The 16,525-nt window shown below is 41.6% G+C and carries 15 protein-coding genes; 4 read left to right on the forward strand and 11 right to left on the reverse strand.

Going from position 1 to position 16,525, the window contains the following annotated elements:
* Nucleotides 1–4: 4 nt before the first annotated feature.
* Genes ilvD through ilvG form a run of 3 tightly spaced genes read right to left on the reverse strand, consistent with a single transcriptional unit; the run spans nt 5 to nt 3,779 of the window.
* A complete protein-coding gene (ilvD, locus tag PVK62_RS06245) occupies nt 5–1,861 on the reverse strand; it encodes a dihydroxy-acid dehydratase (protein WP_274445103.1) in 1,857 nt (618 codons plus the stop codon).
* A gap of 26 nt (nt 1,862–1,887) precedes the next feature.
* The gene (gene ilvM, locus PVK62_RS06250; RefSeq protein WP_061030392.1) at nt 1,888–2,133 is read right to left on the reverse strand and encodes an acetolactate synthase 2 small subunit; all 246 of its coding nucleotides are present in this window, start codon (nt 2,131–2,133) and stop codon (nt 1,888–1,890) included.
* The gene (gene ilvG, locus PVK62_RS06255; protein ID WP_274445104.1) at nt 2,133–3,779 is read right to left on the reverse strand and encodes an acetolactate synthase 2 catalytic subunit; all 1,647 of its coding nucleotides are present in this window, start codon (nt 3,777–3,779) and stop codon (nt 2,133–2,135) included. Before ilvG ends, ilvM begins: the two co-directional genes overlap by 1 nt.
* 404 nt (nt 3,780–4,183) lie before the next feature.
* Here ilvG and PVK62_RS06260 point away from each other — a divergent pair, with 404 nt between their 5' ends.
* Both PVK62_RS06260 and PVK62_RS06265 read left to right on the forward strand, forming a co-directional pair.
* Nucleotides 4,184–5,710 carry a YifB family Mg chelatase-like AAA ATPase gene (locus PVK62_RS06260; RefSeq protein ID WP_274445105.1) on the forward strand — a complete coding sequence of 509 codons (1,527 nt, stop codon included), beginning with the start codon at nt 4,184–4,186 and terminating at the stop codon, nt 5,708–5,710.
* A gap of 99 nt (nt 5,711–5,809) precedes the next feature.
* The gene (locus PVK62_RS06265) at nt 5,810–6,673 is read left to right on the forward strand and encodes an acyltransferase (RefSeq protein WP_274445106.1); all 864 of its coding nucleotides are present in this window, start codon (nt 5,810–5,812) and stop codon (nt 6,671–6,673) included.
* Nucleotides 6,674–6,712: 39 nt separating this feature from the next.
* Here the strand turns inward: PVK62_RS06265 and PVK62_RS06270 are convergent, their stop codons facing one another.
* The 5 genes from PVK62_RS06270 to PVK62_RS06290 all read right to left on the reverse strand — a co-directional run bounded on the left by PVK62_RS06270 (nt 6,713) and on the right by PVK62_RS06290 (nt 10,543).
* Complete coding sequence (locus PVK62_RS06270; RefSeq protein ID WP_274445129.1) at nt 6,713–7,312, reverse strand: thiol:disulfide interchange protein DsbA/DsbL; 600 nt, start codon at nt 7,310–7,312, stop codon at nt 6,713–6,715.
* 44 nt (nt 7,313–7,356) lie between these two features.
* On the reverse strand, nt 7,357–8,340 hold the full coding sequence (locus tag PVK62_RS06275; protein WP_274445108.1) for a serine/threonine protein kinase: 984 nt from the start codon (nt 8,338–8,340) through the stop codon (nt 7,357–7,359).
* Between the two features lie 58 nt (nt 8,341–8,398).
* The gene (ccoG, locus tag PVK62_RS06280; RefSeq protein WP_274445109.1) at nt 8,399–9,817 is read right to left on the reverse strand and encodes a cytochrome c oxidase accessory protein CcoG; all 1,419 of its coding nucleotides are present in this window, start codon (nt 9,815–9,817) and stop codon (nt 8,399–8,401) included.
* 210 nt (nt 9,818–10,027) lie between these two features.
* Nucleotides 10,028–10,291, reverse strand: a complete 264-nt coding sequence (locus PVK62_RS06285) for a YihD family protein (protein WP_274445111.1) — start codon at nt 10,289–10,291, stop codon at nt 10,028–10,030.
* 93 nt (nt 10,292–10,384) lie between these two features.
* The gene (locus tag PVK62_RS06290) at nt 10,385–10,543 is read right to left on the reverse strand and encodes a hypothetical protein (protein WP_274449350.1); all 159 of its coding nucleotides are present in this window, start codon (nt 10,541–10,543) and stop codon (nt 10,385–10,387) included.
* 249 nt (nt 10,544–10,792) lie between these two features.
* On the opposite strand from PVK62_RS06290, the gene PVK62_RS06295 reads away from it, so the two are divergent.
* Nucleotides 10,793–11,578 carry a sporulation protein gene (locus PVK62_RS06295; protein ID WP_274445112.1) on the forward strand — a complete coding sequence of 262 codons (786 nt, stop codon included), beginning with the start codon at nt 10,793–10,795 and terminating at the stop codon, nt 11,576–11,578.
* A 98-nt stretch (nt 11,579–11,676) separates the two neighbouring features.
* Nucleotides 11,677–12,324 carry a PAQR family membrane homeostasis protein TrhA gene (gene trhA, locus PVK62_RS06300; protein ID WP_274445113.1) on the forward strand — a complete coding sequence of 216 codons (648 nt, stop codon included), beginning with the start codon at nt 11,677–11,679 and terminating at the stop codon, nt 12,322–12,324.
* A gap of 72 nt (nt 12,325–12,396) precedes the next feature.
* Here trhA and PVK62_RS06305 read toward each other — a convergent pair whose 3' ends face one another.
* The 3 genes from PVK62_RS06305 to rsmB all read right to left on the reverse strand — a co-directional run.
* Entirely contained in the window at nt 12,397–13,842 is a 1,446-nt protein-coding gene (locus PVK62_RS06305; protein ID WP_274445114.1) for a TrkH family potassium uptake protein, read from the reverse strand.
* A gap of 2 nt (nt 13,843–13,844) precedes the next feature.
* Nucleotides 13,845–15,221 carry a Trk system potassium transporter TrkA gene (gene trkA / locus PVK62_RS06310; RefSeq protein ID WP_274445115.1) on the reverse strand — a complete coding sequence of 459 codons (1,377 nt, stop codon included), beginning with the start codon at nt 15,219–15,221 and terminating at the stop codon, nt 13,845–13,847.
* Between the two features lie 24 nt (nt 15,222–15,245).
* On the reverse strand, nt 15,246–16,525 hold a 1,280-nt coding region (rsmB, locus tag PVK62_RS06315), incomplete at its 5' end, for a 16S rRNA (cytosine(967)-C(5))-methyltransferase RsmB (RefSeq protein ID WP_274449351.1).

Below are 16,525 nucleotides of genomic sequence, written 5' to 3' on the forward strand. Positions count from 1 at the left end.
GGCCTTATCCTTCTAACTTAGATTTATCACGGACTGCGCCTTTGTCGGCACTGGTTGCCATCATGGCATAGGCTTTTAGTGCAAAAGAAACTTCTCGTTGACGATTAACGGGTTTCCAGCCTAATTGGTCTTGTTTCACTCGACGATCAGCCAGTTCAGATTCTGAAACATCAAGAGTAATAGAGCGACTTGGGATATCGATGGTTATGATGTCGCCAGTATTTACTAAGCCAATAGTACCGCCACTGGCTGCTTCTGGTGAGGCATGACCAATAGAGAGACCTGAGGTACCACCAGAGAATCGACCATCAGTAAGAAGTGCACAAGCTTTGCCTAATCCCATTGATTTTAAATAAGTGGTTGGGTACAGCATTTCTTGCATTCCCGGACCACCTTTAGGGCCTTCATAGCGAATAACGACAACATCACCGGCTTTTACTTTGCCACCTAAGATACTTTCTACTGCACTGTCTTGGCTTTCAAATACAATGGCTGGACCTTGGAATTTAAGGTTTTCTTCATCAACCCCTGCCGTTTTTACAATACAACCATCAACAGCGATATTACCAGAAAGAACGGCTAGACCGCCCTCTTGGCTAAAGGCATTTTCTTTGGTGCGAATACAGCCATTTTCACGGTCATCATCAAGACGATCCCAACGACAATCTTGTGAGAAGGCTTTGGTTGTTCTAATACCAGCAGGGCCGGCACGGAAAAATTTAAGAACCGCTTCATCTTCAGTTTGCATGATGTCGTATTGAGCCAGCTGCTCTTTCATCGTTAAGCCAAGCACGGTATTGGTATCACTATTAAGTAGATTTGCTCGATCTAGCTCGCCAAGAATGGCCATTACTCCGCCGGCACGGTGAACGTCTTCCATGTGATATTTTGGTGTTGAAGGGGCTACTTTACATAGATGAGGTACTCGACGAGACATGGCATCAATATCATCCATATCAAAATCGATTTCACCTTCTTGAGCGGATGCGATTAGGTGAAGAACCGTGTTACTTGACCCCCCCATCGCAATATCAAGAGCCATGGCATTTTCAAATGCGGCTTTATTGGCAATATTACGTGGCAGTGCTGAATCATCGCCTTGTTCGTAATAACGTTTGGTTAGAGCCACAATGCGCTTACCTGCATTGATAAACAGTTCTTCACGATCGGCGTGAGTCGCAAGCATTGAGCCGTTACCCGGTTGAGATAATCCTAACGCTTCGGTTAAACAGTTCATTGAGTTAGCCGTAAACATTCCTGAACATGAACCACAGGTTGGACATGCAGAACGCTCTACTTGCTCACTTTGTTCATCTGAAATGGTTGGATCGGCGCCTTGGATCATCGCATCGACAAGATCCAGTTTGATGATTTGATCTGAAAGCTTAGTCTTACCGGCTTCCATTGGACCACCAGACACAAAGATCACCGGAATGTTAAGGCGCATTGCTGCCATCATCATTCCCGGAGTGATTTTGTCACAGTTAGAGATACATACCATCGCATCGGCACAGTGAGCGTTAACCATGTATTCCACTGAGTCAGCAATAAGTTCACGTGATGGCAGAGAATAAAGCATGCCACCGTGACCCATTGCAATACCATCATCAACTGCAATGGTATTAAACTCTTTAGCGATACCGCCTGCTTTTTCAATTTCACCGGCAACCAATTGTCCCATGTCTTTTAGGTGAACATGACCCGGAACAAATTGGGTAAATGAGTTAACGACGGCAATGATAGGTTTACCAAAATCTTCCTCTTTTACGCCAGTTGCGCGCCATAGTGCGCGAGCTCCAGCCATGTTACGACCATGAGTTGTGGTGGCTGAACGGTATCTGTTTTTAGGTACTGTAGGCATTGTTATTAATCCTTTAAATTTTAATCTTATGCGCGATTCAATGTAGAGACATGAACGGCGGTAATATCCCAAAGTTTTTCAATTTGATTCGTAAGCAGGCTGATAGGACGATCACTTTCTACGATAATCTCGATAGCAGCAACACCACTTGCTTGATTTTGAGTCGCAAGTACCTGTTTGATAGCAAAACCGCGGTGACGGATCACTCGCAATACGCGTTCTAATAATACCGGTTTGTCAGTCGCTTCAATTTCTAAAATATAACGTTGCATTATTCACCCTCCACCATGTCTTGGTTTGCAGCCCCTGGTGGAACAAGTGGCCATACGTTTTCTTCTTCAGAAATAAGTACATGCAGCATATAAGCGGTTTTGCTTTCTAACATCTCTTGTAATGCTGGCTGGACTTCTTCTTTGCGGGTAATGGTTTTTCCTGGAATGTTAAAGGCTGCAGCCAATGCAACAAAATCAGGGTTGTCGTCTAAGATCGTTTCGCTGTGGCGACCATCAAAAAATAGAGATTGCCATTGACGAACCATACCTAAACGTTGGTTATTAAGTAGCACCATTTTTACCGGAATTTGTTTACGCTTTATCGTACCCAGCTCCTGAACGTTCATCATAAATGAGCCATCACCAGTAATCAGAACTGATTCATCATCAGGGCGAGCAACTTTAGCTCCTATTGCTGCAGGTAAACCAAAACCCATCGTACCAAGACCAGCAGAGGTCAAATAATTCTCTGGCGCGCGAGGCTGAATATGTTGAGCAGACCACATTTGGTGCTGACCGACATCAGTGGCAACAATAGAGCTGTCTGGCATCATGTCTGATAATTGCTTGAGTAGCAGAGGAGCGTAGATTAGCTCCCCCGGATGGTCATAACGCCATTTAAATTCAGTACGTAGAGCGGATACGTGTTCTAGCCAAGGTGTTAGATTTTGAGTCGCATTCAGTTGCGGTAGAATCACATTGATATCTCCGCGCAATGTTGAGTGGGCATGGCGAAGCTTGTTGAACTCTGCGGCATCAATATCGATATGAATGACTTTGGCGTGTGGGGCGAAACTTTCTAGCTTTCCTGTTACACGATCATCAAAACGAGCACCAACCACAATCAATAGATCTGACTCTTGAACGATAATATTGGCAGCCTTAGTACCGTGCATCCCTATCATGCCTAAATAATGTGGGTCGTGCCTTTCTATCGAACCTAGGCCTTTAAGTGTACTTACTGATGGCATTGGGTTATTACGTAAAAACTCACGAACTGAATCCGTAGCATGGGCAAGCTGCACACCCCCACCGACATATAGAACAGGTTTAGCACTGTTTTTTAGAATGGCTTCAGCGGCTTCAATACTTTCTTGAGGGGCTATAGGAATCGCTGGTGGTTCAAAATATGGGAGGGTCGTTACTGGTGCTTCAGCAACTTGTACGTCTTTAGCTATGTCAATTAATACAGGGCCTGGACGACCTGATTTTGCTACTTCAAAAGCTTCAGCAATAACAGGAGCAAGTTCGTTGATGTCAGTAACAAGATAGCTGTGTTTAGTACAAGAGAGAGACATACCAATGACATCCATTTCTTGGAATGCATCAGTACCGATTAAATGACTTGCGACTTGACCTGTGATAGCAACAAGAGGAATAGAATCAAGCATGGCATCAGCAAGACCAGTAATTAGATTGGTTGCACCAGGACCTGATGTTGCAAGACAAACGGCAACATCTTTACTTGCTCTGGCCATCCCGATAGCGGCCATGGCTGCTCCTTGTTCGTGGCGGCAGAGGATATGCTCAACACCACCATCATACAAGGCATCATAGATAGGCATTATCGCCCCGCCAGGATAACCAAAGACAGTTTTAATCCCTTCGTCTCTTAAGGCTTTAACTACTAACTGTGAGCCATTCATACACTGTCGCTCCCTGCGTGAGTGATTGTTTCTTTATTCTTGCACATCATGTGCTCCTATTTCTTCCTGAATTCATAAAAAAACCCCCTTGCTGATGAGCTTGGGGGTTTTTAGTGTGCGTTGCTATTGCGACTTTTTGCTCACTCATCCCCGCGCGGTGACCAAAATCACCACGAGAATGTTAATAATTAGAATATTAAGTTGAGCAAGCAAGGTCATTTAATCTGTCCGTAATCGTGTTTTTTTGATAATTCGTTACATTAACTTAGTGGTAACACAGACATGGCTCTCATGACAAGAAAAAACTCTCATTTTATTCACAATTCTCATTCATTTAGCGCTTATATATAACAAATTAATAAAAAGCGCAGAAATAGTCGCTTTATAAATCATTGGGTAGGGAAATGGGATTAGCAATCATACACAGTCGAGCGTGCGTAGGGGTTGAGGCACCAGAAGTAACCGTTGAGGTTCATATTAGCAATGGAATGCCAGGCTTTAGCCTTGTTGGGTTACCAGAAACCACAGTTAAAGAAGCTAAAGATAGAGTAAGAAGTGCGATTATTAATGCAAACTTTGAATTTCCATCAAAGCGGATCACTGTGAACCTGGCTCCGGCGGATTTGCCTAAGGAAGGAGGCCGTTTTGATCTCCCAATTGCTCTTGGTATTTTAGCTGCATCTGATCAGATCCCTGAAATAAAATTGGCAGGGCACGAATTTGTGGGTGAACTTGCCCTTTCGGGGGAGCTTCGCAAAGTGAAAGGTGTGTTACCCGCAGCATTAGCCTCATTAAAGTCTAATAGATGCTTAGTAGTGCCTGATGAAAATGGCGATCAAGCGGCATTAGTGGGCAAAGATATTCATAAATCCGCACCTCATTTGTTGTCGGTGTGTGGCTTTTTATGTGGTCAGCAGCCATTGGGATTATTAACGTCAAAAAAAGTAGAGCAAGACGCTGCTTTAATCGAGCGAGATCTGCAAGATATTATTGGTCAGCAACAAGGTAAGCGTGCGTTAGAAATTGCTGCGGCTGGTGGGCACAACTTATTGTATCTAGGTCCCCCAGGAACAGGAAAGACAATGCTGGCTTCTCGTATGAGTGATTTATTACCCAAAATGACAAACGATGAAGCGCTTGAAACCGCGGCCGTCGCTTCCTTAACCCATCAGCATATAGATGAATCTAATTGGCGCTCTCGCCCTTTTCGCTCTCCTCACCATTCTAGTTCTATGGCAGCTTTGGTTGGTGGTGGCTCTATACCTAGACCGGGAGAAATATCATTGGCTCATAACGGTATTTTGTTTTTGGATGAAATGCCTGAATTTGAAAGAAAGGTGCTTGATTCACTGCGTGAGCCATTAGAGTCTGGAGAGATTGTCATTTCTCGTGCAGCAAGTAAAACTCGATTCCCGGCTCGCTTTCAATTGGTTGGCGCATTAAATCCAAGCCCTACTGGATATTACGAAGGCAATAACACCAGAACGAATCCTCAATTGATTTTGCGATACTTGAGCCGAATTTCAGGGCCATTGCTGGATCGATTTGATATGTCTTTAGAGATCCCCTTACTGCCTAAAGGCACTTTAACGGAAGGGGGCGATCGAGGGGAATCAACCCAAGAGGTAAAAGAAAGAGTCTTACTAGCGCGTTCACGGATGCTGGAAAGAAATGGCAAAATTAATGCATTGTTAGGCAGCAGAGAAATAGATAAATATTGTCCGTTAGTTAAGGAAGATGCCGCTTTCTTGGAGAACACACTTCATCAATTAGGTCTTTCAATTCGAGCCTATCATCGAATAATTAAGGTTGCGAGAACCATTGCAGATTTGAATGGTGAAGATAAGATCCAACGAATTCATCTAGCAGAAGCTGTGGGTTATAGGGCAATGGATCGCCTCTTAAAGCAACTAACGGCTCAAGCGATTTAATGTCTTTTCGTATAGACGGAAATAAAGTTTCTTAACAAAAAAAGGTCAAGCTTGTTATTATGTGGGCAATTTTTCCCCTGTGAACGAATGAAGACCCCTATGTTTGCGAATATCCGACTGGCTGCTAGCGTTTTGCTTGTGATGCTCAACACGGCATTGACCTCTTTAATTATCAGTTTTTTTGCTGTAATTAAGCTTATTTTCCCCTTTGCAGTGATAAAAAAGATCACCGTTTCAATGGCAAATAAAACACTATGGGGATGGGCAACGCTGAACCTTTGGATGTTAAACCTAAATAACAGCATTGAATGGGAAATAGAGGGGGGAGATGAACTTTCTCAAGAGAATTGGTATTTGCTGCTTTCTAACCACGTAAGTTGGGCTGATATTGTTATTTTATCCTCGGTAATGAAAGATAAAATACCAATGACGAAGTTCTTTTTGAAGCATGAATTACTTTTTGTTCCCTTTGTCGGCTTAGCCTGTTGGGGGGCAGATATGCCATTCATGCGCCGAGATCCAGATCGTCGTGATGATGATTTTAAGGCGATTCAAAAATCGTGTGAAAACTTTCGATCAGTGCCAACAACCGTGGTTAACTTCGTTGAAGGTACTCGTGCAACACCTGAAAAACTAAAAGAAGCTCGCACTCCTTATCAGCATTTGTTTAAACCCAAAATTGGTGGTATTGCTTTTACCTTGTCAGCAATGGGAGAGTTATTTGATGGTATTGTTGATGTGACGCTTGCGTATCCAGAGAACCAACATTCCCCGTTTATCGATATGCTGCAAGGGAAATTAACTAAAGTAGTTGTCCGTATTAATTTGCATCCTAATGATGAAAAGGTAAATGGGGATTACTTTGGAGATAAAGCCTTTAAGCGTGGTTTTCATAAGTGGGTAAACGACTTATGGAAAGAAAAAGATGAATATCTACAAGGTGTTCTCAAAAATAAAGAATAAAAAAAGGGAGCGAATTATCGCTCCCTTTTTGTTTGTTTTTTATTTCTTTAGTAGCCAATTAACTAACTCGTAGTATTCTTCAGCACTTTGGACCTTACCTGTTTCAACGAGGTATTTGTTGTTAACAATAACCGCTGGAACGCCTGTTAGGCCGCTGTCTTGGAATGCTTTATCAAAGCGGTTAACCATAGAATTAATAGCAAAACTATTGTAAGTGCCATCAAACTCATCAGCGTTAACGCCTTCATCTAGGAAGATTTGACGAATTTGTTGCTCATTACGTGGTGGCTTGTTCATGGTATGGATACGATTGAAAAAAACAGGAACCAGTTTATCTTCAACACCAAGAGAAACCATCGTAGCGTAAGCCTTACTCATTGATAGGCCCATTTTTCCACCCATAAATGAAACGTGTGTTTTCTTAAAGGTTGCATTCTCAGGTAATGTTTTCTTTAAGCCCTGAATTAGAGGCTCAAAGCTACTACAGTGCGGGCAGTAGAAAGAGAAAAATTCATTCACTGTTGGTGTTTTTGATTCCGGAAGGTTTAAAACTTTATAGTAATCACCTTCTGTAAAGTTTGCTGCGTTGACAGAAAAACTTAGAACTAAAGCACTAAACAGTGCCATCATTTTCTTCATCATGTGTAACTCTCTCCAATCCATTTGTGTTTGTTTTATTGTTATTACCATTGAGGCATTAATTCTAAAGGTGCTTCGTTTAAAGCGGCTATTTGTTCTTTAAACCCAAGTACTTGGCTTTCCCAGTATTTTGCGTCGGCAAACCATGGGAATGCAATAGGAAACGCAGGATCTTGCCAACGTTTTGCTAGCCATGCCATATAGTGTACCATTCGTAGACCTCGTAAAGGCTCAATTAGTTTCAATTGGCTTTGGTTAAAATCACAATATTCACTGTAAGATTCTAATAAAATATCCAATTGAACTAACTTATCTTGACGGTCACCATTCAAAAGCATCCAGATATCTTGCGCAGCAGGACCGTTTCTCGCGTCATCTAAATCGACGAATAATGGTCCATCACGCCATAAAATATTACTTGGGTGACAATCACCATGTAAACGAATCGCTTTACTTGGCTGCCAGTGCTGCTCGATTTTTCCAATCAACATATCAAGATCAGAGAAAAAACTGTTCTCTAAATAAGACGGGATGAATGAACTGTTTTCTAATAATTTTCTTGGTTGATATAAGTATTCATCTAGCCCGACAGTTGGACGATGAGTGAATAACTCAGACTCTCCGACCTTATGTATTCTACCTAAGTAGCGCCCGACCCATTCAAGCTGGTCAAAATTATCTACTTCAAATGTGCGACCACCTAAACTGTCAAACAGCGCAAACCAATAGCCTTTAGCAAAGTGAAGCGTTTTACCGTTTATTTCTACTGGTGCAGCGACTGGGATATCTTGTTGTACAAGCTGTTTAGCAAATAAATGTTCTTCTAAGATTTGAGCCTCAGACCAACGTTGAGGACGATAGAACTTCACAACATAGCGGCGCTTTTCTTCGTCACTGAATTGATAAACACGGTTCTCATAGCTATTTAGCGCTAGAAAGCCAGACTCTGCTCTTACGCCTATCTCAGCAAGGGCATGCCACAATAAGTCAGGGGTAAGCGTACTGAAGTTAAAGGCGTATTCAGACATAATGTTTTCTCAAATAAAAAGGGCTCATTATGAGCCCTTTGAGTCAATAATAGAGTGATTATAGCGGTTTAAAGAAACGGCTTTCTGCTTTTATCACTTGTTGGTCATTATTTTTAATTTCAAAAGTAATGGTGGTAATTGGTGCGGATAACTCATCCCCATTTATCCCTAGGCTAATTGGTAAACTTAATACTTCACCAGGGTCTACATTTACATCTTGAGCGCCATACCAAGCGACTCCTTCAAGGCCAGTTACTGATAATAGGTAGTTTTGCTCTTGTTGTGTTTTATTGATGATTTTCAAGGTGTAGGTGTTTTCAATAAGGCCAGTATTGTTGATACGTGATAATTGATTTCTATCTCGTAATACATCAAGCCCCATTGGTTCAACGGTGGCTATTTGAGCAATGAACAGACCTATCATTAAGACCATTACGATGCCATAACCGATGAGTTTAGGGCGCATGATATGAGTTTTATGACCCGCTAATTTATGCTCTGTCGTGTAACTGATTAAATTCTTTTCATAGCCCATTTTGTCCATGGTTTCATTGCAAGCATCAATACAAGCACCACAGTTAATGCATTCGTATTGTAGGCCATCACGAATATCAATACCTGTTGGACACACTTGAACACATAAATTACAGTCAATACAGTCACCTAATCCGAGCTCTTTAGGTGCTTTTTTTCGAGATCTTGGACCGCGAGATTCTCCTCGTTTTGTGTCATAGCCGACAATGTAGGTGTCTTTATCAAACATCGCCGATTGGAAGCGAGCATAAGGACACATATGCAAGCAAACAATAGATCGCATCCATCCAGCATTCGCATAAGTACAGCCAGCAAAAAATAGCACCCAAAAGGCAGGTAAAAATTCACTATTAAAAGTGAAGAAATCGACCACGAACTCTTTCACTGGTACAAAATAACCAACAAAGGTGAGGCCTGTTGCAATGGCAATCGCAACCCAAGCGAGATGTTTTAAGGCTTTTCTTGCAACTAAGCTTGATGTCATCTTTAGCTGATCTTGCTTGCGACGTTTGTTTGCCGGACCTTCTAGTTTTTCTTCAAACCAGATATACATAAATGTCCAAACGGTTTGAGGACAAAGATAACCACACCATACTCGGCCTAAAAAGGTCGTAATAAAAAAGAGTCCGAATGCAGCGATGACAAAAAGAAGCGCCAATAAGGTGAGATCTTGAGGGAATAAAGTGGTAGCAAAGAAATTAAATTGCTGACGACCAATATCTAATAAAATTGCTTGTCTGTCGTCAAATGAAACCCATGGGGTAAGAATAAATAACGCTAATAAAAACCACCCACCATAGCGGCGTAGTTTTTGGAACGTCCCTTTGCTTTGACGAACATAAATCCCTGAGTTTGGATTAAAGCGATCACTGCTGGATTTGTGTGTTTTTGGGTTAAATTGCTTTGGAGTCACATCTTTGATGTCAATCTTATCCTGACTCATTATTCTTCCTAGTTATTTTTATGAGGTATCCCAACGATGGTTTTATTGAGCGGAACCATTTCAAGGTTGGTGATATTAAGACATTGCGGCCGAATTATAGCTTGATGTGACGTATGAATACGTTGGAAGGTTCAAAGTTAGTTAAAAAAGTGTGTTTTATTTGATATGAAATCGATCTGGTTTATTGCAAACCAGATCGAGATAATGAGGTTATAGCAGGCCACGAGCTCTTAATATTGCCGTTTTAAAGTCGTCTTCTTTGTCTTTTGCAAGGCCTGGGATCATTTCATCTTTTTCACTATTGCGCATTTTTAGATGGTAGATAAGAACATCATCCGTAAGATCTTCTAATTTACCGTCATACTTGGTCTCTTCTGCAAGTTTCATAATGAACTGCATAAGATTAAGTTCAGGTTCTTTTTTCCATTCTGGATGGATTAATTCGATAAGTTCATTAACACGATGGCATTTCATTGAGCATTCTCCCTATTATTATTAAGGGCAAGTATATCGAAGTTATATCGGGTATTAAAAGAAAAAGCGCAACCCAAAGGCCACGCTTTTAAATTATGCCGCACAAGAAACTTCAGCAGGAGCTTCAGTTTTTTCTGAAACAACTAGGGTCATTTCTGGTACGTTTTTTTTCGCTACGGCTACTTTTACAAAGTGGCTGCGGCGACGATCCACACTGTGCGTTGAAGCAGAGCGTGAAAACCTGACAGTCATAGGACGCATTGGTTATCTCTATAGCCAGGCACTTCCTTGGCCAAATTAATGACCTAACTATCTATGAGTTACATCAAGATGAGACTCTTTTTAGCTTTCGCCAATCCAAATAAATAGTCAGGGGATGTGTTCATAAAACACCCATTAAGAGTATCATAAACTGTCAATTAGTCGAGGTGCATCTCAGCGTAATTTTAATTATTAAGCAATACTATAACGATGAAACATGGATGACTCAGGAGGGTAAAAATGTCTTTTTTTAAGAAAACATTGGCATCATTAGGAATTGGTTCTGCAAATGTTGATACGATTATTCATCATGAAGTTTTGATCCCAGGCCAAAAGGTTAATGTTACTATTGAGGTAACAGGTGGTGCCACGGCGCAAAATATAGATAATATCGATTTAACCTTGTGCTGCCAGTATAAAAAAGAGGTTCAGCGTAATCGTGACAACGGTTCTCGGACAGAAATAATTAAACAAACTCATGTCTTAGCGGATTGGAGTTTGCCTTATGCCTTCACGATAGAGCCTAGGCAAGAGAGAAAGTTTGAGGTTGAGTTAGATCTGCCATTAAATACTCCCGTTACGATTGGTGATGCAAAAGTTTGGGTTCAAACTGGACTAGATATTGCTCTTGGATTAGATCCTACAGATAAAGACCCTATTACGGTAAGACCTGATCCGTTATTTGATGGGGTATTAACGGCATTAGAGACTGAAGGGCTACGAATTCGACAAGTTGAATGTGAGTATGCAAAAGACTTTGAACTCCCTTTCGTGCAAGAATTTGAATTTGTTCCTTTTGATGGCCCCTACCATGGTCGTTGGCGTGAGCTAGAAATAATTGCTTATCGAGATGCTGAAAAATTACAGCTATGGTTTGAGATCGATAGACAGCAAAAAGGCATTTCTGGTCTATTATCAAACTTGCTAGGAAGCGGTGAATTAAAGCGAACGCTTTCCTTGTCATCTAAACTTAGCCCTGAAGATGCTGGGCAGCAAGTGATTGATTTTTTAAATCAAACGACATAGTAAACATGGATAAATAAAAAACCTCACATTTAAGCTTACAAGTGTACGCTTAAATGTGGCATACTTCCCTTATCGAGTAATCACTCTATGAGAGAATTATGTCTACCTCTACTACATATTCAAAAAAAGAAGAATTAGCCAATAGTTTAAGTCATGCGCTAGGTATGATTTTTGGTGTCGTTGCTTTAATACTATTGTTACTAAAAGCAAATTCGGTTGATGCTGATTGGTTAACAATAACAAGTATGTCTGTGTATGGCGCCAGTATTATTTTGCTGTTTCTCGCTTCGACGCTATACCATTCAATTGCTGCACCTAAAGCAAAACGGGTATTAAAAACGCTTGATCACTGTGCCATTTTTTTGCTCATCGCTGGCAGTTATACACCCTATCTTCTCGTTAGTTTACGTACGCCATTAGCTTATTGGTTAATGGGGGTTATTTGGGCGATTGCGTTAATTGGTATTATTGGCAAGATTATTTTTGTGTATCGATTTAAGAAATTGTCGCTGATTACTTATCTTATTATGGGATGGTTATCGGTGATTGCGGTTTATCAATTAGTGATACATATTGATATTAATGGCGTGATTTTACTTGGTCTTGGCGGTGTGATTTATTCTCTTGGTGTTATTTTTTATGTCGCGAAGAAGATCCCATATAATCATGCAATTTGGCATCTGTTTGTACTTGGTGGTTGTGTTACTCAGTTTTTATCTATTTATTACTACGTAAACCCCGTCTAAATACGATTTCTGATCACAAAAAATGGCCTAGTGTTTACGCACTAGGCCATTTTTTATATTACGGTAATCGTACTAACCCTTCCAAAATGCTGGGAAGAACAGAACTAATACTGTCAGTATTTCTAAGCGTCCCATCAACATACCAATACTCAATATCCATTTAGCACTGTCTGGCAATGTGGCAAAGTTTCCGGTTGGACCGACAATATGTCCCATTCCCGGTCCTACGTTAGCAACAGCAGTAATTGCACTGGTAATGCTTGTGACAGGATCAAGCCCTAAACTGCCTAGCAATGCAGAGATAACAATGATGGTTAGGAAGAAGGTAAACACCAAAGCAACCACTGAACGTGCAATATCATCAGTTACTGGACGGCCATTGTAACGCTGAACAAAAATACCTGATGGGTGAATTAGCTTCATCATCTGTTTATTCAGCATGGTCGCTGCAATTTGAAAGCGGAAGATTTTTATCCCGCCAGCAGTCGATCCTGAGCAAGCACCTGCCATCATAACAAAAGCAAAAATAATCGCGGGGAATGCCCCCCACGCCGTAAAATCATCCAAACCAAAGCCTGTTGTGGTTATCACGGAAATGATATTAAACACTGACACGCGTAATGCATCCATAACGGTATAGTCATTGTGGAGAACAAGCCAAATAGCAACAGATAAACTGGTAATTAAAACAAGCTTGAGAAAGCCTACCACCTGAGCATCTTTAAATAATACTTTTGGGTCTCGCTTCTTCAATACTTGAATAAAGAGTAAAAAAGGCAATCCGCCAGCAAACATAAAGAAAGCAGCAACCCAGTGTGTGCTATTAGAGAAACGGTTCATAGAACTGTCTGATGTTGAATAGCCCCCAGTGGATAGTGTCGTGAAGGCGTGATTTATGGCTTCAAACGGCGTCATTCCTGTAACCAAGTAACTTAAGAAGCATAAGAGGGTTAAACTTAAATAGACACTGACGATGTATTTAGCTACGTATTTAGTCCTTGGCGCACTTTTATCGGACCAATCGGACGATTCTGTTTGGAACAGTCGCATACCACCCACATTTAGCATTGGAAGGATAGCAACCGCCATGACAATGAATCCTACTCCGCCAAGCCACTGCAGAGTTGATCGCCACAGTAGAATACTTGGCGCCATATCATCTAAGCCACTGAGAACCGTTGAACCTGTCGTCGTTATCCCTGACATGGTTTCAAAGTAGGCATCAGTAAAACTGATGTGATTGATGAAGACAAATGGCAATGCAGCAAAGGCGCTTGCAATGGTCCAGACTAACGTGGTGATAAGGAACATATCCCGCACGTTCATTTTAAACTGTTTACTGCGACCAAAAGTTAAACAAGCAAATGCCACTATATGAGTAATAGCAACCGCTTGTCCAAACTCGATGAAACCGCTAGTTCCAGTGAAAAGAGCGACGAGTGTTGGGATATACATAAATAGGGCGAGTTTAGATAAAACAAGCCCTATTACAAATAGGATCGGTTTGTAGTTAACCATAATTACAAGAAGAACGGACTCGGTTGGAATAAACGTTCAACATCCTGAACGTATTTTTTATCCACTAGGAACATAACAACGTGATCATCTTGTTCGATCACAGTTTTATCGTGTGCGATGAGAACTTCTTCGCCACGAACAATCGCACCAATAGTGGTGCCTGGTGGAAGCTTGATGTGTTGTACTTCTTTACCAACCACTTTTGACGTGGTTTCATCACCATGAGCAATCGCCTCAATCGCTTCTGCTGCTCCACGACGAAGAGAAGAGACATTTACGATATCAGCACGACGAACATGGGTTAATAACGCAGAGATAGTCGCTTGTTGCGGAGAAATGGCAACATCAATTACACCTCCTTGAACTAAGTCGACATAGGCGCTACGCTGGATCAGTACCATTACTTTTTTGGCACCCATGCGTTTTGCAAGCATGGCTGACATGATGTTGGCTTCATCTTCATTGGTTACCGCAATAAATACATCAACTTGGTCGATATGCTCTTCACTAAGTAACTCTTGATCGGCGGCATCGCCACAGAAGACAATACTTTCTTCAAGCAACTCTGATAATTGCTCTGCGCGTTTCATGTTACGTTCAATGAGCTTAACGCTGTAGTTTTGCTCTAAACGTCTCGCAAGACCTGCACCGATATTACCGCCACCAACGATCATTATTCGTTTGTATGGGCGCTCTAAGCGTTGTAACTCACTCATTACTGAACGAATGTGGTTACTTGCTGCAACAAAGAAAACTTCATCATCGGCTTCGATAACGGTGGTTCCTTGAGGTCGAATAGGACGACCTTGACGGAAAATTGCCGCAACACGAGTATCAATATGAGGCATATGGTCTCGAAGTGCTGATAACGCGTTTCCGACAAGTGGGCCGCCATAGTAGGCTTTTACTGCTACCAAGCTAACTTTTTTCTCAGCAAAACTCGCCACTTGAAGTGCGCCAGGGTATTCAATTAGACGCTCGATATAGCCCGTAACTAACTCTTCTGGTGCGATGAGATGATCAACAGGAATAGCATCTGATTGAAATAAACGCTCTTTTTCTTTTAGGTATTCAGGTGAACGAATACGAGCAATACGGTTAGGAGTATTGAAAATAGTAAAGGCTATCTGACAAGCAATCATATTGGTTTCGTCAGAGTTGGTTACGGCAACCAACATATCAGCATCTTGTGCACCAGCCTCTCTTAAGGTATCTGGGTGACTGGCAAATCCTTGAACTACGCGTAAGTCGTATTTATCTTGTAACTCACGCAGTCGCTCTGAACTCTTATCAACAACCGTAATGTCGTTGTTTTCGCCAACCAAGTTTTCAGCTAATGTGCCGCCAACCTGCCCTGCACCTAAGATTATGATTTTCATACCGCTTGCTCGCTCGTATATAGATTATGCTTTTTGTAGAACAGCGTAATAGAAGCCGTCCATATTTTCTTCACCAGGAAGAATTTGACGCCCAGGTTTTGCTGGATCAGTATTATCAACCAAAGAGGCATTTTCTGTGCGCTCTAAAAAGGCTTTTACTTGATCACAGTTTTCTTGCGGTGTGATTGAACACGTCGCATACACCATGGTGCCGCCAGATTTTAACTGTAACCACATTGCATCAAAGATTTCACTTTGCAGTTCAGCAAGCGCTTTAATATCTTCTGAACGACGCAACCATTTGATGTCTGGATGACGACGAATAACACCGGTTGCAGAGCAAGGTGCATCTAATAAAATGCGGTCAAACTGTTCGCCTTTCCACCATTGTTCAGGATAACGAGCATCACCACAAATAACTTTTGCTGTTAAGTTAAGGCGTTCTAAGTTTTCGTACACGCGAGTTAAGCGTGTTTCATCACAATCGATAGCAACAACATTTGTGTCTTTTGTTCGCTCTAAAATATGTGCAGTTTTGCCACCAGGAGCAGCACAGCAATCAAGAATGAGTTCACCATCTTGTGGTTGTAAGTACTCAGCAGATAATTGAGCGGCAGCATCTTGAACTGACACCCAACCTTGCTCAAAACCAGGCAAGGTAAATACATCACGCGCTTTATCTAATAATAATGCGTCGGTTGCTTGGCTGTGTGGGGTTACTTCGATTTCTTCTTTTTCAAGTAGAGCGATGTATTCATCGCGAGTGTGGTGTTGGCTATTTACGCGCAACCACATTGGTGCTTTGCTGTTGTTGGCTTCAACAATCGATTCCCATTGTTCTGGGTACGCTTCTTTTAGCATTTTTAGTAACCAACCAGGGTGACCATATTTACCAGAGTCGTGGCTGATAGATTTGGCATCTAATTCTTCTTGATTACGTTGATAACTACGAAGAACACCATTAATTAAGCCACGCAGTTTTGGGCCTTTTAGGTTTTTAGTGCCTTCAACGGTTTCGCCAACCGCGGCATGAGCAGGGATACGCATGAAGCTTAATTGGTAAATACCGACTAAGATCAGGTGGTGAAAAACACGTTGCTTCCCTTTTAGCGGTTTATCCATAAGAGATTGAGCAACCGATTCCAAACGAGGAAGAAAGCGCAATACGCCATAACAAATCTCTTGCAATAAAGCCTGATCACGAGGTTTTATCTCGGCTTGAGCTTTTGGGAGTGCAGAAGAGAGAGAATGACCCTGATCGACAACTTGATAAATAACTTTTGCTGCCGCAGCACGAACGTTCA

Origin of the sequence: Aliivibrio sp. S3MY1, from assembly GCF_028765575.1 — a bacterium.
Classification (GTDB): Bacteria; Pseudomonadota; Gammaproteobacteria; order Enterobacterales; family Vibrionaceae; genus Aliivibrio.

What these genes read in the sequence shown, in the direction of transcription:
- ilvD (WP_274445103.1), bottom strand. Translation starts at nt 1,861, where the DNA reads ATGCCTACAGTACCTAAAAACAGATACCGTTCAGCCACCACAACTCAT.
- ilvM (WP_061030392.1), bottom strand. Translation starts at nt 2,133, where the DNA reads ATGCAACGTTATATTTTAGAAATTGAAGCGACTGACAAACCGGTATTA.
- ilvG (WP_274445104.1), bottom strand. Translation starts at nt 3,779, where the DNA reads ATGAATGGCTCACAGTTAGTAGTTAAAGCCTTAAGAGACGAAGGGATT.
- PVK62_RS06260 (WP_274445105.1), top strand. Translation starts at nt 4,184, where the DNA reads ATGGGATTAGCAATCATACACAGTCGAGCGTGCGTAGGGGTTGAGGCA.
- PVK62_RS06265 (WP_274445106.1), top strand. Translation starts at nt 5,810, where the DNA reads ATGTTTGCGAATATCCGACTGGCTGCTAGCGTTTTGCTTGTGATGCTC.
- PVK62_RS06270 (WP_274445129.1), bottom strand. Translation starts at nt 7,312, where the DNA reads ATGAAGAAAATGATGGCACTGTTTAGTGCTTTAGTTCTAAGTTTTTCT.
- PVK62_RS06275 (WP_274445108.1), bottom strand. Translation starts at nt 8,340, where the DNA reads ATGTCTGAATACGCCTTTAACTTCAGTACGCTTACCCCTGACTTATTG.
- ccoG (WP_274445109.1), bottom strand. Translation starts at nt 9,817, where the DNA reads ATGAGTCAGGATAAGATTGACATCAAAGATGTGACTCCAAAGCAATTT.
- PVK62_RS06285 (WP_274445111.1), bottom strand. Translation starts at nt 10,291, where the DNA reads ATGAAATGCCATCGTGTTAATGAACTTATCGAATTAATCCATCCAGAA.
- PVK62_RS06290 (WP_274449350.1), bottom strand. Translation starts at nt 10,543, where the DNA reads ATGACTGTCAGGTTTTCACGCTCTGCTTCAACGCACAGTGTGGATCGT.
- PVK62_RS06295 (WP_274445112.1), top strand. Translation starts at nt 10,793, where the DNA reads ATGTCTTTTTTTAAGAAAACATTGGCATCATTAGGAATTGGTTCTGCA.
- trhA (WP_274445113.1), top strand. Translation starts at nt 11,677, where the DNA reads ATGTCTACCTCTACTACATATTCAAAAAAAGAAGAATTAGCCAATAGT.
- PVK62_RS06305 (WP_274445114.1), bottom strand. Translation starts at nt 13,842, where the DNA reads ATGGTTAACTACAAACCGATCCTATTTGTAATAGGGCTTGTTTTATCT.
- trkA (WP_274445115.1), bottom strand. Translation starts at nt 15,221, where the DNA reads ATGAAAATCATAATCTTAGGTGCAGGGCAGGTTGGCGGCACATTAGCT.